Raw genomic sequence first — 23,642 nt, 5'->3', positions numbered from 1 at the left:
GGCAGTTGCCTTCGAAGCAGAAACTTAAGTCGCGAGGCTTAAGAATCACCGTACCTTCAGGTCGGTGAGTATGTCAATGGGACAGGATTTACGCCTCATAAACCCGGTTTCTGCGGGAAATCTTGATTTAGTAGCGAAATGTCTAGGAAGAAACCGGGTTTATGACCCGCGTGGGTCGATCGCTATAGGAATTGGTAAGTGCTAATTCAGTCCTGGACGCAAAAAATGATTTGACGCACTTCTTATAGGGGTAAGGTATGCACGGCGCACCCTACATATAGAAGTTATTCGTAATTCCTTTAATTGCTAAAGTACCCAAGTCCATGCCGCCGATCCAATAGCATTGATAACTAACACAAAACTAATGACTGATGACCAATGACTGATGACTGATGACTAATGACTAATCACTAAAACTATGCGTTTACCTTTACCCCAATTTGCTACAAAAGAACGCCATCCCGATCGCATTGCTGAGGTAATCGAGACGGCAACTTCGGAGTTTTTGGCTCAATGTTTGGAACCGGAAGACTTAAGCTTTCCCGTGATGCCTCCTTTTGGGAGTTGGGTGAAGGCCGAGGATGAAGAGTCGAAAAATCAAATTTACGGCGTGGTTTATTACGCTACGACTAGCCCGATCGACTCGGTGCACAGAGCTCGCGCTTTGGGTTTGTCGCTGGAAGAGTTGCGGGAAGAACAACCGCAGATTTTTGCGATGCTCAAAACCGAGTTTCGAGTGGCGATTGTGGGGTTTGAGGCTGCGCCGGAAAGGTTGAACGGTCACGGCCCATCAAGGGGTAAAATTTATCAGTATTTGCCGCCGCGCCCCCCGCAAATTCACCAGGCGGTTTATCGCTGCGAACCCGATGAGGTGATTGATTTTACGGTGCAGTTGGATTTTTTGAGGACGCTGCTGGGGGTGGCTAATGCGCCGGTGGATGCGCTGACGGCGGCGGCGATTCGGGAGATTTATCAGTTGCGGATGCGCGATCGAACTTGGTTGGTGGAAGCGGGGAGGAGTTTGAGTGTTTTGTTGAAAGATGATTACGATCGGTTGCGGGTGATTTTGAGTCAGATTCATCCGTAGGAACTGACTAATTAAGACATTAACCATCTTATAAAAATCATTCACTCATCGCTCTTTAGTTTAATTATAGTACATTGCATTCATTCCAACCAGGCATCTAAATCTAATGTAAAGTGATGGGTATTTTGCAGTAAAAAAGAGCGACCTTGTTTAACTAAATTGCCTTGACAAATAACCGGAATTCTGGCTTGATAAGCTTTGACTGCCAGTTCGTAGACTGGTTCTGCTAGTTCTAACTGAATGCGCCGCAGCTTGCCAACAATAACGCCTGTCAAAGTTACTTTTCCTGTGGCTGCTCCTTCTTGCAAGTTGGTGACTATGCCTTGAATGGTAATGTTAGGAGCTGATGTCAAGAGATTGCTGAGAATTTCGAGCTGGGAACGATTTTCAGCAATTTCTAGGGTTTGTAAAACTTCAGCCATCCGGCGGGGAAAGTCTAAAAATTCGGGTTTTAATGGTAGCAGAATCTCTAACTCTTCTGAGGTTTCGCTGTGGCGATTCCAGAGAGAAGCTTTATCGTCAATTTGTCGCACTTCTTGCCAGCAATGCGTTTCGAGGTAAGTACGCACGATCTCTGGCTGTAGATTTTTGAGAATTTCGGGATCTCGAACGGTGACTATCATAGGGTTTCGCCTGCTTCTATTAGCTGCATGAGGGTGGTAAGAGCTTGTACATTAAAGATATTCTGTCTGGGTATGGAAATTGTAACAGTGGTTTGATTCTGGGTTGGGGGTTGACCTCGCAGAGAAACCCAATAACCGCAATATTTCAGGCAAAGTTCCTGTTGAGATTGGATTAGCCAATTGTCTAAATTGTCGGGTACGACTACAAGGATTAACAGTCGGGGAGTCTGAATATTTTCTACTTTCAAGTCATTGTAGTTCTTGACTTCGAGCGGATATCTAATTGCTTCCTGTCCAATCACATCCCTAGATGTGCATTTTACCTGGAGTTCAAGTCTGGGATATCGAATAATTCCACTTCCTATACCGCCAGCAATAATGATATCGATGCCGTCAAAATCTAACGGTCTAGCTGCTATCTGGAAGGAGTAGCCAGCCGAGGCAGCAACTGCATAAATATACGCATAACTGAACTGTTCTTTTTGCTGGTTAATGTCCACGATCGCTATTTGTTTAGTCTATCTCAAGCATAACTGGCACGGGAGGATCTCGCTCCTAGCTTAGTGTAGCGCCTTAGATGACAATCAGCAACGTTTACAGGAGGGTGACTCTCTGAAACAATCGGGAGCATGGGAAGAGCAGGAAAAGCCCTCAAAAAAATATTAGAGGCATACGATATCAGTCAATATCAATTGGCGGCAAAGATGGAAATCGATCGCTCAAACGTTAGCCGTTGGGTGAGCGAAGAACGAGACCCATCTGCCGAGGCGGTATTTGCGATTAAGCAAGCGTTGCAGACATTCAATCGGCAGGCGGCTGATGAATTCGTCAGGTTGTACCTGGGAGATGGCGAGGAAAACGGTTAGGTTCTCAGGTGTGGAGAGTGTCGCACCGATCGCCCTTGCTGCATTCAAGGGCGATCGCCAATTAGTTTGTGAGAATTTATTTAAAGCCAGAAAGATTATATATGGTCAGCTATTTGTTGAGTCTATTTTAAGCATAACTGGCATCGGAGGCGATCGCCCGATCGCCCCTATGATTACTCTTCGAGTTTTTCCTCCAAATCATCTAAATACAAACGAATAAAATCCCCTGCTGCATCGGGATTAATTTGCTGTAATCCCTTGCGAATCTCTAGAACCGCTTCAGATGCCGGATCTCGATTCTCGTTAACCCAACGGTTAATGCTCGATCGTCCAATGCCCATAGTCGCTGCCAATTGATTTTGACTAATGCCATAGGTTTCTAAAACCTGCTTCAGCGCCTTTCCTGCCTTGCTCATGGCTTCTATGTTCTCAGAAGCTCGCAGCTAAGTAAAGATTGTGGACATTATTACTCTTCGAGTTTTTCCTCCAAATCATCTAAATACAAACGAATGAACTCCCCTGCTGCATCGGGATTAATTTGCCATAGTGCTTTCCGAATGTCCAACACTGCCTCTGCTACGGGATCTCTATTTTCATTGACCCAACGATGAATGTTGGAACGTGCTACGCCCATTGTCACAGCCAAGCGATTTTGACTGATGTTATAAGTTTCCAGCACCTGCTTGAGTGCTTTGCCTGCTTTTCCCATGCCTCAGATTGTCTCAGAGGGCGATCTCTTCGTAAATGTTGCTTCTAGGCAACATTGAGGATAGAATGATTGTGTTGCCTATAGGCAACACAATCGTTCACTGCGAACACAAAAAACGCTTATGCCGAAAAACTTCCTTGCCAATCCCCCAGCAACCGCTACTGCTACAGCGACAGTACCTGTCGCAGAGCCTCCACAACCCGATCGAGAACCCGTCAAAATCCTGCTGATAGGTTCTCCCAAAGCGGTGAGGAGCATCATTCATATCCTTTACTGTTTGGGTTTTGCCTCTGTCAGCGAGTGGAGCCCGCTGCAACAAGCGCAAAAGCCCGGTGAAGTGATGAGCATTCTCATTCGTTACCTGCGGCTGAAATAAGATAACCTGGACTTACGCAAAAAGTGGTTTGACACGCTACTGATAGCAGTAAGGTGTGCAACGCGCACCCTACATAATTAGGTTAGGCGTAAGTCCCGATCTGGTTTTTTTCGGAGCATAAATATTTTATGTGGCTAGAAATAACAGCGCTAAATCAAGTTCCCGAATGGGGTGTCTTGAAGGTAAACGTTGACCAAACTTCAGTGATTTTGAATCGTCAAGGCATGAATGTAACTTGTTACCGCAATGCTTGCACTCATTTAGAATATCCGATCGACATGGGTAAGGTAAGCAGGGGCATCATTACCTGTCCGTTTCATAAGTATCAGTACAAATTAGATACGGGTAAATGTTTGAATGCACACAGCCATGCTCTGGAATCTTATCCGGTAAAGATTGAGGGCGATCGCGTTTTTGTCGAGATAAATTAGTCATTAGTAATTAGTTAAGTCCGACAGGGGTTGAAACCCCTGTCTCATAGCTAAAGTCGTCTAAAGACGACTGTAGATTAATATTTGATATCGAGTCCGGCTTAAATACCCCCTCACTCTCTTAGCCTGCGGAGGCAGACTTTGTTTGACAAAGAGCGCTTTCAACCGCGCCCGCGCTCGGGGGGGTAACTTTTAGCCTACGATTTTCGCGCGCCGCTGGCGGAGGAAAACCGCCAAAAGTCCGATCGCACCTACCGCCAACAGCAGCCATTCTTCCGGTTCAGGAACCCCCGAAACATTGAGAGGATTATTCGGCTTGCTCAACTGTTCCTTACCGGATTCTACCTCTCTGTCAAATCGATCCTTCTTAGCTTCCGCTTGTTTGAGTTGCTCCCTTTGCGCATCATTAACTAACACAATCATCGAAGAATAAGGCGTCACCACTTTGAAATTTTTAGCTACTGCGTGCATTGCATCCAGTTGCGTCAATTGATTTGAACTTTTCTGCTTGCTAAGCGCCGTTATCAACTGCCGTGCAGCTATCGGTTTAAAGCCTTCATTTGCGGTATCTTTTAGCTCTGTAACAGCCGCAGATTTGAGTGCCTTTTGTGATTTGGAATTTTTGGCATAACTCCAAGCATAGCCGTCAACAACGCTAACTGTAGATTTGCCGGAAGCTGCTGTCGTCGCTACTCGCTGCATCGCCTCTTTCATATCCGTAGCAACTCCGCCGCCACTATCTTGAATTGCCTTTAAAGTGGCGTCGTCGTAGCCGGGGGGCAAACCTCCCAAATGCACTATCCACAGCGGTGCAGAGATGGAAACTTTAGGTTTGCGATCGTCTGACAATTCGTAACTGTGGCGATCGCTCACCAAAAATACAGTATCGTAACTTTTATCCCCCCGCAACTGTGCAAACTGTTGCAGCATATCTTTGAGCTGGATTGTACCGTAAAATGTTACCTTTGCTGCATCGAAATTGCGTACCTCTTCCACAAACTTAGGTGGCATTCCCGCAGCGGTGGCGACATACAAATCAACAGCATTTTTTCCTGCTGCATTAGCTTTCAACCATTCAAAAGTCTCTTTTACTTCCTTACTTTCCGCCGCCATGCTGCGGGAAGTATCGAGAATGACGGCAAATTTTTTCCCTTGCGGTAGGGAGTAATTTGCATCAGCCAGCGGCTTAGCAGAAATGATATTTCCTCCCGGTAGAACCGCCTGCTGCGCTGTTAGCGGTTGCTGTGCGGCGGCGGGCAAAAAGGGTGGCAGCCAAGTTTCTCTTGCTTCTTTCCCGCTGTATTTGACCTCTTTTCCAGCAATCGTGCGGCGAGTATTTTGGTTCCAAAAAATGTTGCGTTTTTCAGCCAAAACAGGCATAGCCCAACCCTGCGGCTGGCGCATGACTTTGTAGGTAAGCCACAGGTGCATTTCCGTTGGCCCGTTAGTTTGGGTGAATTCTCGTTTAGCCGGGATTGGAAAAGCCCGCAAGCGGTATTGTTTGGGGCCAATTTGTTCTAGCAAAGCCGGATCGACTCTTTGTACTACCTGTTGATTGTAGACTTGTTGGGCTGCACCGCGAGGCGATACCGTAAATACAAAACGTTTGTTTAAATCGCCAGTATCTCCCAGCCAAACTCCTGTAACTGCGGCGCTTTCCGGCAGCGAAAAGTAGTAGAATACTTCTTGCAAGTTCGGCGTTTGATTTTTGTAAACTTCGTAGAGTTGAACGTCAGCCCAGTCGCCGTTTTCTTTGACTGTCACTTCTTGCGACTGCAACCATACTTTTTCCTGATTGACATTCAGCAAACCTGCTTTTGCTTCTTCCCGGTTTGATGTTGACTGTACCGCGTGTTTTACTGCTTCTGTGTCGCCTTTTTGCAGTTCCGTATCGAAGAATTCGCCGTAGAGTTTTTCGGCTTTTTCTACATCAGCACTAGAGCCTTGATACAAAAACGGCGACATTAAAAAATTATAGCTGTTCTGCAAAGTTTGAGCCGCTCCGTCAGGCAAATCCAAACTATTTTTGTATATCCCATAAATGTGGTTGTTTTCTCCCACAGTGCTGAGGTACCGGTAAGGGTACAAATAAGCATTGACTAAGCCCGATCGAATCATATCAGACTTGGCTAATAAAGTTTGGCGAACCGTGTCATTTGCGGGGGGAGTCGCCAGCATTTTCAATGCTGCAACTTGCGGCTGCTGCTGCAAAGCGGAGAAAATAGCCAGCCAAGCTGCTATGACTCCCAAACTTCCAATTATGGCTTTATTTTTCCCGTATTGTGCAGCAAAACTCTGCCATATTTTCCGCCCGGAATGAATGTAGAGAAAGCCGTACAGCGAAGGCATGACAACGAACAAGCTACAGGTTAAACCAAACAATATAAAGGATAGCGGTATCCAAATTAAACCCCAGATCCACTCCCCGTATCTAAAGATATCCCAAAATGCTGATACCCATGTAAACTTGAAAAATTCAATGACTACAGTGAAGAATCCATAAAGTGTATACAAGGCCACAGGTACAGCATAATACATCAGCAATGTTGCCGCCCAAATGCCAACTACTAGCATTAAACTGTGACATCCTAATTGCAGCCACGCACTTCGCTTTTCTCCGATTAACCTGAAAAAACGAGGCTGTTTATTAGGGGAAGTTTGAGAATCTGAAATATTTTGAACATTTTCTCTTTTACCCAGATATCCGTACAGCATTTCCACTGAAAATGCTGCAATGCACAAAGCAATAGTAGCGATGATTTGATAACTAGCTGGGGTAAGTTCTCGCAGCAGGAACAAGCGGAGCAAACACAGCAAAAATAGCGGTGCTTCTACGCCGTAAAACCAACGCATTAGCTGTAGGGGTTGCTTGTGAAAACGCCTAGCTCCTATTACTGTACATACCGTGGGTACTGCGATCGTAGCTGCCATGGTCAAAGTAAACTCTAGCGGGATGAGGCCATCGATTGTCGCCATAATTAATGGCACTCCTATAATAGGCAAAATCCCCAAGTAAACAATCGATAAAAAAGTCAAATTCCACAGCAAAAAAATTGTTTTAAAAATTACATCAAATACCTGTTTTCTTTTCATTGATTTCTCCTTGTAAGCTTTGTTTAACGGTATCGTATACGTTACCAGCAAGCTCTTTTACTTCCTGATTTTCTGCTTCTAACGAACTGTCAAATAAAATGGAAACTAGCACCCAATTGTGATTTTTTTGAGTGAGGTCGCTGCCGATACGGGACAAGAAGTTATCTGTAGTTAACTGTGCAGATTGCAGCCAGTATACTGCTGATAATTGGTTGTTTTTGAGAGACAGCCAGCGCGCTGTTATTTCAGGAGTTAGTTGTTTTTTTTCTATGCGGTTGACGGGAATTCCGCTGGCTACAAAACACAACTCGGGGGCGTGATAAGTTTGCCAGGATGTGCTCGCTACTGTGAGCATGGAACCGCGCAAGTTTCCGGCGACAAATCGGATTTTTTGTGTTTGCGTGTCCGGATAGTTGCCAAAGAATCTTTGTTCGCTAGCATTCAGGGGAATTGAATCTGATTTAATGTATTCAGGCCATCTTAAAGGTGCGATCGCCATTTTTGACGTTTCTACATGAGACAGTTGAGCCATGACTGCCAAAACTGTGACTGCTGCAATTATTCCTAGTTTTGCTAAAGGGTGATTTAGGAGTATTTCTGAGTTGGGTTTTGCAGAAATGCCGCTGGTTTTTTCGTGCTGAAATTTCGGTACTCGTTGCAGCATTAGCCAGGTCACAAAACAAGCACATATTAAACCGACAATTCCCAGAGGAACGTGAATAATTTCTGCTATTTTTGGCTGTTTAAACACTTCTGAAACTAGGACTAACACGGCAACCCGCGCCGCGTTAGCCGACACTAACATTAAGAGATTAGCAGCGCCGACGGCTAGCCATCTTAAACTCAATTTACGCCCTTCCAGCCAGGTAGCAGCTAGCAAAAATAGCGTTCCGACTAATAGGGTTTTAATACCGCTACAAGGCACGTCAACGTGAGCGATGCCGTTTTCCAAAACGATAATATCGTAAGAAGAAATAGCCGCAACGTGCAGCATTGAGAGCAACTGTTCTACTACCTGAGCAGTCAGCACTCGCGCCGGCAAACCTAATGCGCTATTAAACTGACTGTTGAAGGGTAAAATACAAGCCAGCAAGCCCGCAACTGGCAAGTTTTTTTGCCAAAAGTTCTGCTCCACCAATAAGCCGCACAGCCCGTAAGTTCCGAGGATAAATAGCAGGACAGTAACTTGTTTGATATCAATTATGTACTGAAGGGCGATCGAGCAAATACCCGCACCCAACATCAACAGCAGCGGATATCGCCTCAAAACGAAATTTGGCGAAAATCCGGGCGGGCGATCCTCTTCGAGGGCTGTGCTAACGGAGTTCCCAATCGATCGCACTACTAATGCTACAATCAGAAAGCCAATTAGTATCTTGTATAGTGTGGGTATCTCAACAAACGAGGATAACAGCCACTTAACAGCCGAGATATTAGCCCACAACCAAGCAAGCGCCAGCAAAAAAGGAGCCAGCCAAACCAAATTAACCGCAGAGGTGGGACTGACAGCATCTGGAAGGTCAGAATTGGGAATATTGGTGCGCTGCATGATACCGCTTGACATTCACGTTGGTGACATCTTAGCTCAGCCAAATTGGTAATGCCTAGACCGATTATTTAAGTTTTGTCAAGCTTCGATTTTCTCTACAGAGAAGCTAGCGTTATAATAATTAATTTTAGCGGAGGTAAAAATGAGCGAAAAAAGCCCAGGATACAAAATTGTTAGCGATAACAGACAAGCGCGCCATCTCTATGAAATTATAGAGACATACCAAGTGGGAATCGAGTTGAAGGGCACCGAAGTCAAATCAATTCGGGAAGGAAAAGCCAATTTGCGGGACGGATATGGCTTAGTTCGGAACGGTGAACTGTGGCTGATAAACGTTCACATTTCGCCCTGGAGAAGTGCTAGCAACTATTTTAATCACGAACCCCGCCGCACCCGTAAATTGCTGATGCACAAGCAGGAAATCCGTAAATTGATAGGTAAAGTCGAAGAAAAAGGTTTGACTTTAGTGCCGTTAAAAATGTATTTGAAAGGCGGCTGGGTAAAACTTGATATCGGTTTGGGTAAAGGGAAAAAACTGTATGACAAGCGCGAAGATTTGAAGAAACGCGAAGACAAGCGGGATATGGAAAGAGCGATGAAGCAATTTTAGTCATTAGTCATTAGTCATTAGTCATTAGTCATTAGTCATTAGTCATTAGTCATTAGTCATTAAGCTGCTGTGCATCTAATTTGACCGTCAATTTTTCTACAATTATTGTGGGACGGGCAGGAGATCCCGTCTCTGTATTCAATTTAGATACGTAGCAGCTTAGTCATTAGTCATTAGTCATTAGTCATTAAATATCTTCGGAAATGAAACTCAAACCTGTGCTACTCGAAGGTTTGAGTTTCATTTAGAGAGATGTTTATTACTCAGGAGTCATTAGTGATTAATGATTAATGATTGGTGATTGCTGATTAGTGATTGATTATTTTAAATCGAGTTCGGTTAATTACTCATCATAAAATTGTTCGATATCTCCCGTTGAGAATTTTGAGGGCTTCCGCGGTCACTACAAACTTAATTAGAGTTATTTCACCGGAGTCCATTTTCCAGCAGATTGCAAGTTTATGAAGTACACCCGCCTATCGATCCCCGTAGGGACACGGCGATCGGCCTATTGGTGTCAACAAACACGTTAAACTGATGTCTTGCATCATTCTCAAGAACGGGCAAGATGCCCGTTCCACCGTTCCACAAAGAGTGAGTTTTCTTGTGGGGTGGGCATCCTGCCCAGAAAAGGCTTATTGAGAATGGTGCCAGATGTAAGTTAAACGTAGTATTGGTCTGCTGTCTGACGATTAGGGCTCGGTCCCCCGGCCCCTGCTTTGCGTCCGGGGGGAACTGGAAGCGCTCTTTCGTCCCGCTTAAGAAGGGGGATGCGAGGGGACTCGATATTGGGTTAAAAACGAGATGTCTCAGGGGTTTCAGGCGATTGTTGACACGAAGAAGGGCCCAGCCTCAGTCTAAAGCTGCACTTCATAAACCTGGGATAGGCTGTATCTCCTAATACAGTCACATACTGTCGATCGACCGCTGACTAAGTATTATTACTTAAATAATTGGGACAGTTCTACCTTCTTCCTGCTTCCCACTTCCTTTTTTCTGAAAATTTCCGGATCCCTTGTGGAGTCTCAGGAATGATTAACCTATGCTCGAATACCTCTAGGTAGTGGGAGCATTACCCAAGCATTCGGCTGTGGACTTGCAAACTCTTATGAGAAATGGGCTCAAGCCTGAGTCATTTCGTAAGATTATGATGCCATTAGGGTGGCAATTAAATGTGGCAAAAACATATCGCCCAACTCTCAAGTTTAAATATGCTAAAAACGACACCATTAGCTAACATTTTCAATGCCATGAAAGAGCCAGCAAAAAAGCATCACCAATCGAAGTGGGGGACTTTCTTGCTGATTCTAGCCGTAGGCTTGGGCGGCTGGAAAATTGGCTTGCCGGAACTGGCATCATTTTTTAATAATATGGCGTTTGAGAACTACAAAGCTAATCGATTGGCTAATACTCAACAAGCATATGAGTTAGCGCTCTCCGTAGATCCAAAAAGCCGAACAGCCCTTTACAATTTGGGATGGCTTTGCGAAGAAGTGCAAGATTTACAATGCGCCCGAGGAAAATATCTGCAAGCTGCCAAACTCGGTTTGCCTGCTGCTTACAGCAATCTCGCTCGATTATATATAGTCGATCAAAAAAACTATGCTGCTGCCGTTCACTTGCTGTGGCAAGGTTTGAAATTAGCTGAGGACGATCGCGTCAAATATTCTTTACTCAAAAACTTGGGATGGGCTCGCCTTGAACAGGGTCGATATTCAGAGGCATTGCAACATCTGGATGCAGCGATTAAACTTGATAGTGAAAGACCAGCAACTTACTGCTTAAAAGCGCAAGTCCTAGAAAAGATGAAAAATACTAAGGAAGCGCTACCCCAGTGGAAAATTTGTCTAAAGTCTGCGGATTCTCAAGAGTTCGATGAGGATATATGGATAGGAATGGCACGTCAACGATTAAACGAGGAAAAAACAAATAAATGAAACGCACAGTTTTGCTTTCATCAACCATACTGGCAATTATAACGGTACTGGAGCTAAGTCAAGCCTCAAAAGCACTGCCAACTCCTGCAGCTGTTAAACCCACAGTTAATGAATCAGTCGAAATGCTGTTCAAATCGAATCAGTCGATGCGACAGTGCAGAGATAGAAATGGTGGAAAATATGCGTGTCCGAGATTTATCATGCCTCGGGAGAGCCAAGAATAAGAGTTATTTTCAATAAATTTTGTAGAGTGTACCATCGCCACTTTACAGCAACAGGTATGTAGTATGTGGTAGTATGGAGGGTGCGCAGTGCGCACCTTATAGCATTTGAGATTTGAGATTAAAGAATTGAAGAATTGGAAATGACTTATCAAAAAAGTTGGTTTAAAACATCGTCCTTTTAGGACGGCTTTGTGTGATAGTTGCTCTCCCGTCGGAATAGGGAACTGCCACGACTCGCTTATGGACATCGAAAACCTAAGACTATTTCGGTAGGGGATTTCGATGAAGTGTCAAGAATCACCGCACGGAAGGGTGCGGTGAGTGTTTCAAGACTATAATGGTTTGCAGCTTGCATAAAGCTGCATTCTTTGTTTGAACTGGTATAACTATTAATAATTGCTGTATCGGCTGTTGTTGGAATCCTCACCGGGCGGGGAGAAAACCCCGCCAGCAATTCTATCTACTCGCCCTCGGTCAAAGCTGAATCTAGCTGCTGCTGGTGCGAGTTGCTGTAAAAACTAGCAATAATCGCCACCATCAACCACCAAAGCATATTAACTTCCGGCCGGTACCAAACTGTATCGACAAAACCGTGGGCCATCATGCCGGCTAAAGTTGCGATCGCCGCAATCAACCAAAACCCCTGATTCGATTTGAGATTTGGGATTTTAGATTGGGGATTTCGGGATTCTTCCTCTAAATTAGAGATGTTAAATTGTGAATCCCGCAGATTTTTTATCTGCAACAAACCTTGATTGACGGTGACAGTCATCAGCCACAGGAAACACATTAAACCGATAAAACCGGTTTCCACCGCAATTTCCAGCAGCACGGAATAAGCGCTCAAAGCAGTGAATCTCGGCTTCATATAAAGCGGATAAACTTTATTAAAAGCAGTGTTTCCCGGGCCTATTCCGAGAATTGGTCGATCGCGAATCATGTCAATCACCGCGGTCCAAACATTAATCCGAAAATTGTTGCTGCTGTCACCTCTGCCGATAAACATACTCGAAACTCGATCGCGCAGGGGCTCCACTAAAGCCACTCCCAAAATTAAGGCCCAAGCCAAACCTCCTAACCCTAACGGCAGGGCCCAAGTTCGCCAGAACCGAGGCATCAAAGGGCTGTACCAGTACCACAGCAGCACTAAAAATACCACAAGTAGAGCCACAAAACCGATCCAAGCACCCCGGCTGTCCGTGTAGCGCAAACACGCGCAATTCACCACCAGCATCGTCAGCGCTAAAACTTTTGTTCCCCATCCTTTCCACACAAAAAGTGCGGCGGCGCTCAATGCAATGGCCGGCAGCAAATAGGAACCAAGCAAGTTAGGATTTCCCAGAAAGCTGTAAACTCGCGTGACATTGGCTTGAGTGGAAGTCGGATCGTTCCAAGTAGCTAAGGGCGGCACTTTGTCAATCCACTGCCGCACGCCGTAGAAACTGACAATTAAAGAGACGTTCAAAAATACGGCAATTAACCACGATCGCCAACGGGGCGATCGCAATATCCGAGCCATCAGCGCAAAAAACAGCAAATACAGCGTTAGCTTGGTCCAACCAGTAGCAGCGGCGACTTTCACCGGCGACATCGCCGTGGCGACGGTGGCAATTCCCCAGTACAGCAGTACCAGCAAATGAATCGGCGTCAAGGCGTGAGCGCGATCGTCGGAAACAGTCAGCAGCACCCAAAATGCAGCGCCAGCCGCCATCAACACCCCCACCAAGGCATTGTTCACAAACGGTGCCAAACCGAAAGTCAAGCCCAGCAAAACAAAACCCAAGGGTTCTGCCCACTGCATCAGCCAGCTACTCTGCCGCCAACTGCGCAAAGAGCCGATCGCCCAATTTAATAAATAACTTCTACTTTGCCACTGAGAGAGCGGCAAATTTGCCAGAGTTAATTGTTGCCAAACTGAATTCATTGCTATTTTAGATTTGTACTTAGTAATCGGTAACAGGTAATTGGGAATCAGTAATTGGGAATTGGGAATCGGGAATTGATAATTGAAAAAAGTTGAGTGATTTTTCTTCCTTCTTCCTTCTTCCTTCTTCCTTCTTCCTTCTTCCTTCTTCCATCTTCCTTCTTCCTTCTTCCTTCTTCCTTCTTCCTTCTTCATCCTTCCAACAACTCCGTAGCATTGGTGCAGGGCAGCCAGAGCGCGTAGCGATATCCAGATTCCGGGGCGCCTTGAATCGAGAGTTGACCGCCTTGAATTTCCACCAACTGGCAGCAAAGCAGCAGCCCCAAGCGTTCCCTGGCCCCGTAACCAGCTAACACCGGTGCGGTATCCTCGGCATTCTGGGCCACTAAAGCCGCCAACTCAGAAAACGCCAGCGTTAATCGCTGCGAACCCTGTCTCGGGAGTTGGGGTTCGAGTCCGAGGGAGTCGGTTTCGGAGTTCGATGGCGAACCGCTATCCGATCCGAGCTTCAACAAGTAGTCGGAGTAGAGTTTAGCATGGGGCAAACTTTCTCCCAACCAAGGATGAAAAACCCAAACTCCGAGGTTGATACCGTCTTCTTTCCGAGAAACGTGGACTCGAATCACGCTGCCTGCTCCAGCCGATTGAATAATGCTAAAAATTAAGTGGTGCAGCATTTGCTGAACCTTATCTTTATCGACCAACCAGATGCGCGGCCCGGGCCCCATCGACAAATTAATTTCTTGCTCTCGTCTACTTGCCGCCGGCGACAAGATTGTCACAACTTGCTGGCACAAAGTTTCTATATCGATTGCGGTTCGCTTCAAGGTGAAAGCGGAATCATCTAGTTCTGCCAGTTCCAAAATTTCTTCAACTAGCGATCGCAAAGAGCGGCTGCTGTCTTGGATCACGTCAATATATTCTTTTTGCTTGTTCGTTAAGGGGCCATAAATTTCTTGTTTCAACACGCTTGCCATGCCGACGACCGAAGTGAGCGGTGTGAGCAATTCCTGCGCCAAATAATTCAGCAGTTTTACCTTAATTGAGTTAGTAGACAAATCGATAGGTTTGTTAGTCATCGGTAATTTTTATTGGTTCATTGTCAAGCGAGCCTTGGCGGTTCCTTAGACCTATTCCCAAAGTCTATAACAATCTGTTTGCTGTTGACCAAAGAAAAAGGTAGTGAAGAAAAATATATATTTCTTCTTCCCTCGAACCTCTTCCTTCTTTCCTGGAACCTCTTCCCGATCTGACTAATTAAGATTTAATCATTGCTTCTAAAGCTGATTGCAAATCTTGAGTGAGTTCGGCAACTGCTAACCTGCGACTGGTTTGATATCCCTCCCAGCGATCGCTTACTGATATCGGTTCGCCCACGGTCATTTGTACCTGCTGTTTGCCCAACTTCGGTCGGCCGAAAGGATTTCCCCCTTTGATGCGAGCCAGTACGTCCCACAGCAGTAAAGTTGTTTCTGCCAAACGTTCTGCTGTCAGCTTTTCTTCGACGTACCTGCCAGTGACGGACACGAAACTTTCTACAAGTCTCATGTGCCACATCCGGAGATTTGCTTCTTCAGCGAGGCGATCGGCTAATCCTCTTTCTAAGGGAGAAAGTGCTGCAATATTTTTGATATCTTCTCGATAAATATAGTCCCACCCTGCTTGTTCCAGACGGCGGCAGCGGTCTATAACACTGCCTTTGGCCTTTAAGTTGAAATATTCTTCTGCTACTTGCAAAGCCACGTCTAACAGTGCTTTCAGTCGAGCCATCATTACTTCATTTCCCGAATCGTTTGCCGTATTTTCTGGGAGCGATAATGATGTTAAAATTGATGTTTGTGGCGGTAATTTTTTATGATAAAAACGGCTGTAAAACTCTTCCATCACTGCTAGCAAATGGTCGCCAAGTCGAATCAGGCGCCGATATTGGAATTTGTGATTTTGGTTTTCGGAATCTGGATTTGCGGTTTCTAAATTGGCGATGTCGGTGCGATCGCCCGGTGGCAGTCCGCAATCAATTTCTAATTGAGTTAAAAGTTTTTCTAGGGGTTGCCAAGGTGGCTCGACATAGCGGTATTGAATGCCGATGGGCACAATTAAAACTTTTTCAGTGCGTCCGGCTTTGAGCAAATCTTCAACGCACCAGAAGCCCATTTGAGCAATTCCCGGTTCCAGGGGGCTAACTATTTCATTGTGACCGTTGGTGGCGCCTTCTGGGGCGGCGGCGATCGGGAATTGGCTGTTGACAAATAAATCGCGGGCCGATCGCAATCCCACCCGATCGATCTTACCGCGAACGATCGGAGTGCCGCCGAGTTGGGAATACAGCCAGCCGACAGCAGCACCGGCCCACAGGGGAATGCCGCGATCGTAGATAAAGTGGGAATGTACCGGGAATTGCAGGGAAATGCCCTTGGCCCGTGCCGCCTGGGGAACGAGTTTCCAAAGTAGTTGTCCCAAACAGTAGGGATCGTCTGAGTTGGGGTGGCGGAAGGCTAGCAGGAAGCGAACTTTCTGATTTTGAAATTGGTGGAATAGTTCGGCGAGGGTTTCGACGTTTTCCGCTTGAATGTGGCCGATCTTGGTCCGAAATCGCAGCCACCAGGGGAGTATTTGCTGGCAGCCTTGCATCACTAGCGGGTTGTAGGCTGGAGGTATGAATTCCAGCGGCGGCTGAACTTGGCTAATTGAATTGGGCATTTATTTGGCGATTTTAAATTTCTGATATCTAGGTCGCGGTAAGAATTGGAAATTTTTACTAATTTCCTACTCTATCAGGACTTATATCAATTCCGGCAACACCGTTCGGGATGGGGAGTCGGGAGTCGGGAGTCGGGAGTCGGGAGTCGTCCGTTGGGGAATGTGGAATTATTAACCTTGACTTTATCATTCCCATGGAACCGGAAACGATATTACGTATAGCAACCGCCAAGACGGTTAGGACATTCTTAATCGCTGAAACCATTGCTATTACTGCTTCTTCCTTCTTCCTTCTTCCTGACATCCGTTACACCCGTTACATCCGTTACATCCGTTACATCCGTTACATCCGTTACAGAATCCGTTGCCGAACTTCCTTCTTCCTTCTTCCTTCTTCCTTCTTCCTTCTGCTATATAATCACTAAAAAAAACAGGTTTTTTACCCTATAGCCGTCGCTGCAACGACGTATTTTGGTAAAAAACCCCCGTTTCTGCATAAGTCCTATAGAACTGAGATGTTACACCATTCTCAATAAGCTTTTTATGAACAGGCAAGATGCCTGTGAAGCGAGAAAATTCACTCTTTGTGGAACAGGCCGGAAAGCCTGTTCTTGAGAATGGTGCAAGAAGTGAGATAGAACCCATTTGGGAGATCTGATTGAGGTGAACTACCACACACTCACCCGAAGCGGGTAGAGTGTGGGCTTCTCCCTTCAACAACCATAGCCTCCACAGTAGTAGACTTGCGCCCATACTGTTTTGGTCTTACATAGCCTTCAGGAGCAATAACGCTGGTTCCCAACGTCAATACGCGCAAGCCTTCATTTTTGATATTGATCGCGGCGTTAATGTCTCTATCGTGCCGCTTGCCACAGTGTGGACAGTCGAATTCACGCACAGATAAATCCATCTTTGGCAGTGATTTCAAGGTACTTGAGCAAAGATGAGTTGATGCAAAGAATCGACCTATTTCTAGATAAACCTTGCCCACCATTTCTGCTTTGTACTTGAGCATAGTGCAGAACATCCCCCAGCCAGCATCAGATATTGCTTTGGCTAGGCAATGGTTTTTCACCATGTTTCTTACTGCCAGATTTTCCACTACTATGACTTGGTTTTCGTCTACTATCTTGCGCGATAGTTTATGTAGAAAATCCTCGCGGACTCTTTTAATTTTTGAATGAACCTTGGCAACAGCCAGCTTCGCCTGTCGTCGATTTTTAGTCGTTTTATCAGTTTTGCGATCCAGCTTTTTCTGCTTGCGTTTAAGATTTCGTTCGTGTTTTTTGGTAGCTCTAGGGTGTTGATACTTAGAGCCGTTCGATGTAACCGCAAAATCGGTTAGACCCAGATCTATCCCAATGACATCGCCGTCAGCACTGGACTCTGGCAGAGCAACACCATCATCTACAAGCATCGAAGCAAAGTATCTACCATCAGGGTTCTTCGAGACAGTTACGGTCTTGACTTTCCCGTTGATATCTCGATGAACCTTGGCTCTGACAGTGCCCAAATTACCAGGGAATTTAATCTCACTTGGACCAAAGACTTTGACATTTTGAGGGTAGTGAATAGATTGTTTCCCTTGGCGTTTTTTGAATGTGGGATACATTGCTCGACCATCAAAGAAATTCCCAAAAGCTACGCCTAGATTTAAAACTGACTGTTGAAGGCACTGCGAGTAACACTCTGACAACCATTCAAACTCAGCTTTCCATAGAGGTATAGATTTCTTCATGGTCATGGCTGTAACGCCCTTCCCAGTTTCTTGATAGGTCGAAGTCATTATGTGTAAAGACTGATTCCAGACCCAACGCACACAACCGAAAGCCTTAGCAAGATGCACTTGCTGGGCTTCTGTTGGATAGATTCGGACTTTAACAGCTTTTAACACGAGACTTAGATTGCTTCTTGAATTGCTCTAAGAAGAGCATAACAAAAAGCTTTGGTTAGTGCAAGGGATTTTGTTCGTCTCGTCACCCACCCCTGGGCAACCGAAGAGCGTCGAAAAGTCGGTTTTGGTTGGGGTGGGACTCCTCATCTCACTCGCATTCATCTCAACACCTCCCGAAGGGTAGGTGTGAGGCTTCTGCTGTTTCAGCTAAAATCACAAAGAAAATGCCGGCGATCGCAGCTTAACAGACTGATACTGGGAAATCATTGAGCCATTACCACCCCAGAAGCTGAAAAATAGACCCCCTGTGCGGACAAAGAAACAAATCTGGGAGGGGATATTCGATCGACTAAACAATGGCTGTAGTAGAAGGCTGGAGGCTAGAGGAAGGCGAGTTTGTAGGGGCGGCAAGAGCCGATATTTTTTGCAGCCAAAAGGTCAGTTGCGTACAAAACCCGCCCAGAGTTTTGAGTTGAAAGTCGTTGAAAATTCACAACTCAAATCACGCCTCCAGCTTAAGCTGTTGTGCATTTAAATAGAATGTCAACAAACAATTCGGTGTCTTGTGGGGTGGGCGTCTCGCCCGCCCTGAATATGCAATTTAAATGCGTGACAGCTTACTTCGGCACAGACCACGATCGCACTTCACCCAAAGTAACGGGCATGGGATCTCTCACGTCAATAGTGAAGCGGAAAACTTTCTTGGCCCGACTGCTGTTTTCAGGGTCAAAAAACTTCAATTTCACATCCCAACAGTCGCTATCGAGACGGCAGAAAGGGCTTTTTTCCACTTCAATCTTGTCGAGTTCCATCCCCCTAGCAACCGCTTCTGCAAAGGTGGAGGCAGCTTGGAAGGCGTTCGTAGCAGCGAAATTCAGGGCGCGATCGTGAGCCGTTTGCCCCAAATTTCGCAAATCGAAATAAATGCGGTGCAGGAAGCTAGTTAAAGAACGCCCGATCGCTTCGGAGCTCGTATTGCTGTCAGAGTCGCGCACCGTTTCCAAAGCTGCCGCGATCAGGCTATTGACTCGCCAGCCATACATTCCTCGGGTATTTTGAACAGAAATCACCGGTACTATTTGCCCAGAAAATAGCTCTACCGTGCGATCGCTCAATCTCCCCGGTATACTCACCCGCTCAATAAAATCTTCGCTATCTTCGGCAAGCACCTGTCCTGCTAGCATTAACTGCAGAACTTCATACACCTCCGCCCCAAAAGGTCCTTTCGGTTCGATCGCGTAAATCGGCGTTAATTCCAGATTCAGCGTCCAAATTAAAGCTTTCCCTTCCGAGGGGTTTTGTTCCAGATAATCAACCATCTGGCGAGCATCGTAGGGATTAGCTGGGACTGCGGTGCCGTCAATTTCATAGGCCGGCATCAGTTGTTTGAAGGTATCGCGCCGCGCTTCGCTGCCGAAGTCGTAGCCCACGGTTCCCAAGGCATAAACTATGTTTGATGGAATGCTCGCCGTGATGGTGCTTGCAGCTTGGCTGGGGGTGACAGGAGCGATCGACATAGCGGCAATTTCTGAGGGACGGGTTTCCAGAGTGGTGGCAGCAACCAGGGGTTGAGACTGAGCTAAAACCCCCTCTTGCTTGCTGGCGAAGGAGTCTTCACCCTTCAACGGTCCGGGCAATTCCGCCGCAGCCGCCCCGCTTGGGGAAAGGGAGAAGACTTGGGCCAGAGGTTCTACAAAATCTGTACGATTGGTGCCTGAGGCGACAACAGCCCTGAGCGGTTCCCCTGTGAGCAACCTCACCGTACCGGGAATGTTGAGTTTTCCGTGCAAACAGCGCTCTGGTTCTTCTACTTCTTCAGGATCGCAGGGAATCGCACTTTCTAAAATGGCGGCGCGGATAGCTTCTGCATCCGGCTTTTGCCCCCGCTGAAGTTGCAAGCTCATTAACAGAGCACTAAGGCCAGTAATAATCGGAGCCGCGCAACTCGTGCCTTTGTGTCGCGCCGGCTCGTCTGTTCCTGGTTGCGCCCCTAAGATATTTTCCCCAAAAGTCATGATGCCTTGCTCTTGGTACTTGCCGCCCCAGTTGCTGAATTTGAACGGGAGGCCGTCATCGCGCAGCGCTCCTACTGTCAGGACGTTCGGCAACACGGCGGGGACGCACCAGCACTCGCCTTTGTCGTTGCCGCCAGGTGCGACAACTAAGATGCCGTTATCTTGACATTGCTTGACGGCGCGGGCAATCATTTCGTGGGCGAGACCGCTTTGGGTGGGGTGGCAAGCGGCACAGTGGATGATGTTGGCTCCTTGTTCCATTGCCAGGTTGAAGGCGCGAGCGAGGTTGAGGGGGGAGATAAATTCGCTGCCTTCGCCGCTAATATCGATCGGAATATTGATGCCGGTGCAGCCAGGAGCCATGCCGGGGGCGGGGGAACCGTGCTGTCCGAAAATGGTGCTGGCAATGTGGGTGGCGTGGAAGTCGCAGCCGAGGCGTTTGAAGATGGGTTTGGGGATGGTTTCTTTGAGGGCTTCAATTTCTGCTTTTATTGCTTCTTCTTCGGCGTCGGTTTCTTCTTCGCCTTTTTTGAGGTCTGCCTTTTCTTTTTGTAGGGCCTCGATTTTCCAAAATTGCGCTAAATCGGCCGGTGCGATCGGTTCTGGTTCTTCTTGCCAGTAGGGTCTAATTTGGGTGAGATTCGACCCTTGAAAGCAGGCACGCTCCATGTCGGCGGAACCGTCGAGAACGGCGACCGTGATGCGGCGAGATCCTTTTGTGTGCGTCCAGAGTTCGACAAGGCCGGGAATAGTGATGAGGTCGGGCATGGTAGGGATAATTTAATTCTAGTTTTCTAAGTTTAAAATAACTAGCGAACTGGATATATTCGATCTTTCTTGACCTTGCAGGACAATTCAATCAAGCCGCCCTCGGTTTCTGCGGTTAAACGCTCGAAGACTTCTAAGGGGTAATATCAACTCCGGTAGCATCGGAATTAATATTACCCACAGTCAGGACACGGCAGTGCCGTGTCCCTACAATTAATTGTGGTAGGGACACGGCACTGCCGTGTCCGAACTATCATTCGGATGCAACCGGAAACGATATAAAAAGGTTCACCTTCAAACGCCACCTGATGCCCTCCAATGTAGTGAAGCTTCTCGTCACTTTTCAAGGATGATCAGAGATAAGTAATCATGGGAAACTGTAGTTAAAATTTATTCCGGAAACTCATGCCGAGGCAGCCTAGAAAATTAAGAGTCGGATACTCTTACCATATCACCACTCGCTGTAACAATCGCGAGTTTAAGCTATCGCGGATCGAATGTCGGGAGGTGTTTCTCTATGCAATCAAGAAAGCCTTGGATAAATACAAGTTTAAGCTATACGCCCTTTGTATTATGTCGAACCACGTCCACTATCTAATAGAACCTGCTCAACCCGAAGACTTGCCGAAAATTATGCACTTTCTAAATTGGTACACGGCGATGTGTTTCAACCGGATGTTAAGACGGACGGGGCATTTTTGGGAAAGGCGGTATTTCTGCGATGGGTTTCCTGCATCAGATGGGGAAAGAGCCTTAAATACCCTGCGCTACATTCATGGCAATCCCAAAGCTGCGAAAATGCGTCAGGGTTTCTTCTACGACTTCAGTAACTATGGCAGTTACGAACGCTTAACCGATGATGGGTTAACTGAATGGCATCCCGCTTTTTTGCGACTAGGGAACAGCTTAGAAGAATGTGCCAAGAAGTACAAAGGCTTTTGCCAAAAGTACAAACCCAAGGACAAAACCCCAACCAAGTGCCACTGGGGTAGCAAGCTACTCGGCGGGGTTCATCAAGAGGGTAAGGGTAAAGGTTCAACTACCCACCCCAAAAAATCCAAGTCCTGTTTTTCACCCCCCCCGTGCCAGGTATCGTCCAACCTTGAACTCACAAGGGTTGTGCGTCAATTCCGAGAGGCGAACAGAGCACCAAGTGAGGTGGAAAAAGAGTTTTGACTTTTTTTGAGGTGAGTGCTAGAATTTGGGTGATTACTCCGCGTCCTCTCCCGCAAAAGGAAAATATATACCCGGCGGGGCTAAATATGTATCTGTTCTCAAGGCCACCAACCCCGGTGATCTGCTGGTGCTTGTGGCAGTGCTTTCGCGTTGCACGGGTGCAACTATTTGGGGTCGCAAAGATTTCTTCTTCATACATTTCTCCTTGAATTAAGGCTTTTTTTTGGCTCGGCTTAGCGGCGACTCGCGCCTTATTCCTCCCGGATTCCGGGGGTCGGGTTTTGGCGTCGCCACTCTCACGCCCGTTTCTACTATTATTAACACTAACTCTCACAAAGTCAAGCTGTTTTTGATAACTTTTATTAACAGATTTTCGGTTTTTTTGCATAAAATATAGGCTGGTTTAAAGCTCAACCCAACCACAAGAAATAATCCCGCTCAATTGAAGCGAGAATGTCAAGCAGACTAATTAAAAAGCGAGATCCCTTTTATTCCCGTATTGAGGTTTTAATAATTTGTCCGGGATAGAAGAGCGATCGCACTAACTTTTAAAGGTTCAACTACCCACCCCAAAAAATCCAAATCCTGTCCCGTCCCACCCCCGTGCCAGGTATCGGAAAGCGAGATAGTAACGCAGGTTGTGCGTCAATTCATCGCTGCCAATAGACTGCCAAAGGATGTAGAAACTGGGTTTTGACATTTTTTGAGGTGAGTGCTACTGTTGAAGTGATTACTCCGCGTCGTCTCCCGCAAAAGGCTGCTCTGTAAAAATCTGTCTCCAACTTGCCCATGCCCCTGGCGCTGCTGCTGCTGAAGAAGTAGCTGTGGTCGGGCGTTGCACAGGGGCAGTTTGTTGGGGCCGCAAAGATTTCTTCATACGTTTCTCCTTGAATTTTGGCTTTTTTTTCGCGGCTCGGCTAAGCGTGGCCTTTCGCCTTATTCCTCCCTCGGGGGGTCGGGTTTTGGCGTCGCCACTCTCACCGAGTTTCTAGTTTTAATATTAACACTAACTCTCAAAAAGTCAAGTAGTTTTTGAGTATTTTTTGGAGCGGATTTTAGTTATTTTTGCATTAAATATAGGCTGGTTTAAAGCTCAACCCAACCACAAGAAATAATTGCGATCAATTGAAGTGATCGTGTCAAGCAGACTAATTAAAAAGCGAGATCCCTTTTATTCCCGTATTGAGGTTTTAATAATTTGTCCGGGATAGAAGAGCGATCGCACTAACTTTTAAAGGTTCAACTACCCACCCCAAAAAATCCAAATCCTGTCCCGTCCCACCCCCGTGCCAGGTATCGTCCAACCTAGAACTGACAAGGGTTGTGCGTCAATTCCGAGAGGCTAACAGAGCACCAAGTGAGGTGGAAAAAGAGTTTTGACTTTTTTTGAGGTGAGTGCTAGAATTTGCGTGATTACTCCGCGTCCTCTCCCGCAAAAGGATGAAAGGGATCCCACGAATGTAAAAAGGCCACCAAACCAACGCCTGTGCTGGTGGTGGTAGTGGCAGTGGTTTCGCGTTGCACGGGTGCAACTATTTGGGGCCGCAAAGATTTCTTCTTCATACGTTTCTCCTTGAATTAACGCTTTTTTTTGGCTCGGCTTAGCGGCGACTCGCGCCTTATTCCTCCCGGATTCCGGGGGTCGGGTTTTGGCGTCGCC

At 46.5% G+C, this 23,642-nt stretch carries 22 protein-coding genes; 8 read left to right on the top strand and 14 right to left on the bottom strand.

The genetic code is table 11. From position 1 onward, the window contains the following. Positions 1 to 418 precede the first annotated feature (418 nt). Positions 419 to 1,087, top strand: a complete 669-nt coding sequence (locus QUB61_RS30280) for an HAS-barrel domain-containing protein (RefSeq protein WP_333133747.1) — start codon at positions 419 to 421, stop codon at positions 1,085 to 1,087. Between the two features lie 80 nt (positions 1,088 to 1,167). Here QUB61_RS30280 and QUB61_RS30275 read toward each other — a convergent pair whose 3' ends face one another. Further along, positions 1,168 to 1,710, bottom strand: a complete 543-nt coding sequence (locus tag QUB61_RS30275; RefSeq protein ID WP_333133746.1) for a hypothetical protein — start codon at positions 1,708 to 1,710, stop codon at positions 1,168 to 1,170. Further along, positions 1,707 to 2,210 carry a DUF4365 domain-containing protein gene (locus QUB61_RS30270; protein ID WP_333133745.1) on the bottom strand — a complete coding sequence of 168 codons (504 nt, stop codon included), beginning with the start codon at positions 2,208 to 2,210 and terminating at the stop codon, positions 1,707 to 1,709. Before QUB61_RS30270 ends, QUB61_RS30275 begins: the two co-directional genes overlap by 4 nt. A 129-nt stretch (positions 2,211 to 2,339) precedes the next feature. On the opposite strand from QUB61_RS30270, the gene QUB61_RS30265 reads away from it, so the two are divergent. Continuing rightward, a complete protein-coding gene (locus tag QUB61_RS30265) occupies positions 2,340 to 2,576 on the top strand; it encodes a helix-turn-helix transcriptional regulator (RefSeq protein WP_333133744.1) in 237 nt (78 codons plus the stop codon). Positions 2,577 to 2,749: 173 nt separating this feature from the next. On the opposite strand, the gene QUB61_RS30260 is transcribed toward QUB61_RS30265, so the two are convergent. Continuing rightward, a complete protein-coding gene (locus QUB61_RS30260) occupies positions 2,750 to 2,992 on the bottom strand; it encodes a helix-turn-helix domain-containing protein (RefSeq protein ID WP_015175929.1) in 243 nt (80 codons plus the stop codon). Positions 2,993 to 3,042: 50 nt separating this feature from the next. Further along, the gene (locus QUB61_RS30255; protein WP_333133743.1) at positions 3,043 to 3,285 is read right to left on the bottom strand and encodes a helix-turn-helix transcriptional regulator; all 243 of its coding nucleotides are present in this window, start codon (positions 3,283 to 3,285) and stop codon (positions 3,043 to 3,045) included. Between the two features lie 121 nt (positions 3,286 to 3,406). On the opposite strand from QUB61_RS30255, the gene QUB61_RS30250 reads away from it, so the two are divergent. Together QUB61_RS30250 and QUB61_RS30245 are read left to right on the top strand one after the other, a co-directional pair. Next, positions 3,407 to 3,661, top strand: a complete 255-nt coding sequence (locus QUB61_RS30250) for a peptide ABC transporter substrate-binding protein (RefSeq protein ID WP_333133742.1) — start codon at positions 3,407 to 3,409, stop codon at positions 3,659 to 3,661. 128 nt (positions 3,662 to 3,789) lie between these two features. Continuing rightward, positions 3,790 to 4,092, top strand: a complete 303-nt coding sequence (locus QUB61_RS30245; RefSeq protein ID WP_333133741.1) for a Rieske (2Fe-2S) protein — start codon at positions 3,790 to 3,792, stop codon at positions 4,090 to 4,092. Positions 4,093 to 4,284: 192 nt separating this feature from the next. On the opposite strand, the gene QUB61_RS30240 is transcribed toward QUB61_RS30245, so the two are convergent. Together QUB61_RS30240 and xrtO are read right to left on the bottom strand one after the other, a co-directional pair. Then, on the bottom strand, positions 4,285 to 7,185 hold the full coding sequence (locus QUB61_RS30240; protein ID WP_333133740.1) for a TIGR02921 family PEP-CTERM protein: 2,901 nt from the start codon (positions 7,183 to 7,185) through the stop codon (positions 4,285 to 4,287). Beyond that, positions 7,163 to 8,749 carry an exosortase O gene (xrtO, locus tag QUB61_RS30235; protein ID WP_333133739.1) on the bottom strand — a complete coding sequence of 529 codons (1,587 nt, stop codon included), beginning with the start codon at positions 8,747 to 8,749 and terminating at the stop codon, positions 7,163 to 7,165. Before xrtO ends, QUB61_RS30240 begins: the two co-directional genes overlap by 23 nt. Before the next feature lie 127 nt (positions 8,750 to 8,876). Between xrtO and smpB the strand changes: the two genes are divergently transcribed. The 3 genes from smpB (at position 8,877) to QUB61_RS30220 (ending at position 11,505) form a co-directional block, all read left to right on the top strand. Next, positions 8,877 to 9,344, top strand: a complete 468-nt coding sequence (gene smpB, locus QUB61_RS30230; RefSeq protein ID WP_006631384.1) for an SsrA-binding protein SmpB — start codon at positions 8,877 to 8,879, stop codon at positions 9,342 to 9,344. Between the two features lie 1,172 nt (positions 9,345 to 10,516). Continuing rightward, positions 10,517 to 11,281, top strand: coding sequence for a tetratricopeptide repeat protein (locus QUB61_RS30225; protein ID WP_333133738.1), 765 nt, complete (start codon positions 10,517 to 10,519; stop codon positions 11,279 to 11,281). Then, positions 11,278 to 11,505 (top strand): Osc7112_2153 family protein, encoded by a 228-nt coding sequence (locus tag QUB61_RS30220; protein ID WP_333133737.1) that lies wholly within the window; start codon positions 11,278 to 11,280, stop codon positions 11,503 to 11,505. Before QUB61_RS30225 ends, QUB61_RS30220 begins: the two co-directional genes overlap by 4 nt. Positions 11,506 to 11,965: 460 nt before the next feature. Here the strand turns inward: QUB61_RS30220 and QUB61_RS30215 are convergent, their stop codons facing one another. From QUB61_RS30215 to QUB61_RS30195, 5 genes are all read right to left on the bottom strand, one after another. After that, a complete protein-coding gene (locus QUB61_RS30215; protein WP_333133748.1) occupies positions 11,966 to 13,429 on the bottom strand; it encodes an IctB family putative bicarbonate transporter in 1,464 nt (487 codons plus the stop codon). A 191-nt stretch (positions 13,430 to 13,620) separates the two neighbouring features. Beyond that, a complete protein-coding gene (locus QUB61_RS30210; protein ID WP_333133736.1) occupies positions 13,621 to 14,508 on the bottom strand; it encodes a histidine kinase dimerization/phospho-acceptor domain-containing protein in 888 nt (295 codons plus the stop codon). 178 nt (positions 14,509 to 14,686) lie between these two features. Then, positions 14,687 to 16,129 (bottom strand): 1-acyl-sn-glycerol-3-phosphate acyltransferase, encoded by a 1,443-nt coding sequence (locus tag QUB61_RS30205; RefSeq protein ID WP_333133735.1) that lies wholly within the window; start codon positions 16,127 to 16,129, stop codon positions 14,687 to 14,689. 679 nt (positions 16,130 to 16,808) lie between these two features. Then, the gene (locus QUB61_RS30200; protein WP_333133734.1) at positions 16,809 to 18,023 is read right to left on the bottom strand and encodes an RNA-guided endonuclease TnpB family protein; all 1,215 of its coding nucleotides are present in this window, start codon (positions 18,021 to 18,023) and stop codon (positions 16,809 to 16,811) included. 617 nt (positions 18,024 to 18,640) lie between these two features. After that, positions 18,641 to 20,806 (bottom strand): PatA/PatG family cyanobactin maturation protease, encoded by a 2,166-nt coding sequence (locus tag QUB61_RS30195; RefSeq protein ID WP_333133733.1) that lies wholly within the window; start codon positions 20,804 to 20,806, stop codon positions 18,641 to 18,643. A 405-nt stretch (positions 20,807 to 21,211) separates the two neighbouring features. On the opposite strand from QUB61_RS30195, the gene QUB61_RS30190 reads away from it, so the two are divergent. Then, a complete protein-coding gene (locus QUB61_RS30190; protein ID WP_333133732.1) occupies positions 21,212 to 21,982 on the top strand; it encodes a transposase in 771 nt (256 codons plus the stop codon). 33 nt (positions 21,983 to 22,015) lie between these two features. Here QUB61_RS30190 and QUB61_RS40145 read toward each other — a convergent pair whose 3' ends face one another. The 3 genes from QUB61_RS40145 to QUB61_RS40140 all read right to left on the bottom strand — a co-directional run bounded on the left by QUB61_RS40145 (position 22,016) and on the right by QUB61_RS40140 (position 23,545). Then, entirely contained in the window at positions 22,016 to 22,177 is a 162-nt protein-coding gene (locus QUB61_RS40145) for an anacyclamide/piricyclamide family prenylated cyclic peptide (RefSeq protein WP_445300298.1), read from the bottom strand. 535 nt (positions 22,178 to 22,712) lie between these two features. Continuing rightward, complete coding sequence (locus tag QUB61_RS30185) at positions 22,713 to 22,859, bottom strand: anacyclamide/piricyclamide family prenylated cyclic peptide (RefSeq protein WP_333133731.1); 147 nt, start codon at positions 22,857 to 22,859, stop codon at positions 22,713 to 22,715. A gap of 536 nt (positions 22,860 to 23,395) precedes the next feature. Beyond that, complete coding sequence (locus QUB61_RS40140; RefSeq protein WP_445300346.1) at positions 23,396 to 23,545, bottom strand: anacyclamide/piricyclamide family prenylated cyclic peptide; 150 nt, start codon at positions 23,543 to 23,545, stop codon at positions 23,396 to 23,398. Between the last annotated feature and the right edge of the window lie 97 nt (positions 23,546 to 23,642).

Source organism: Microcoleus sp. C2D2 (assembly GCF_036702495.1).
In the GTDB taxonomy this organism is placed as follows: Bacteria; Cyanobacteriota; Cyanobacteriia; order Cyanobacteriales; family Microcoleaceae; genus Microcoleus.
This window is presented reverse-complemented; position numbering and strand designations above follow the sequence as displayed.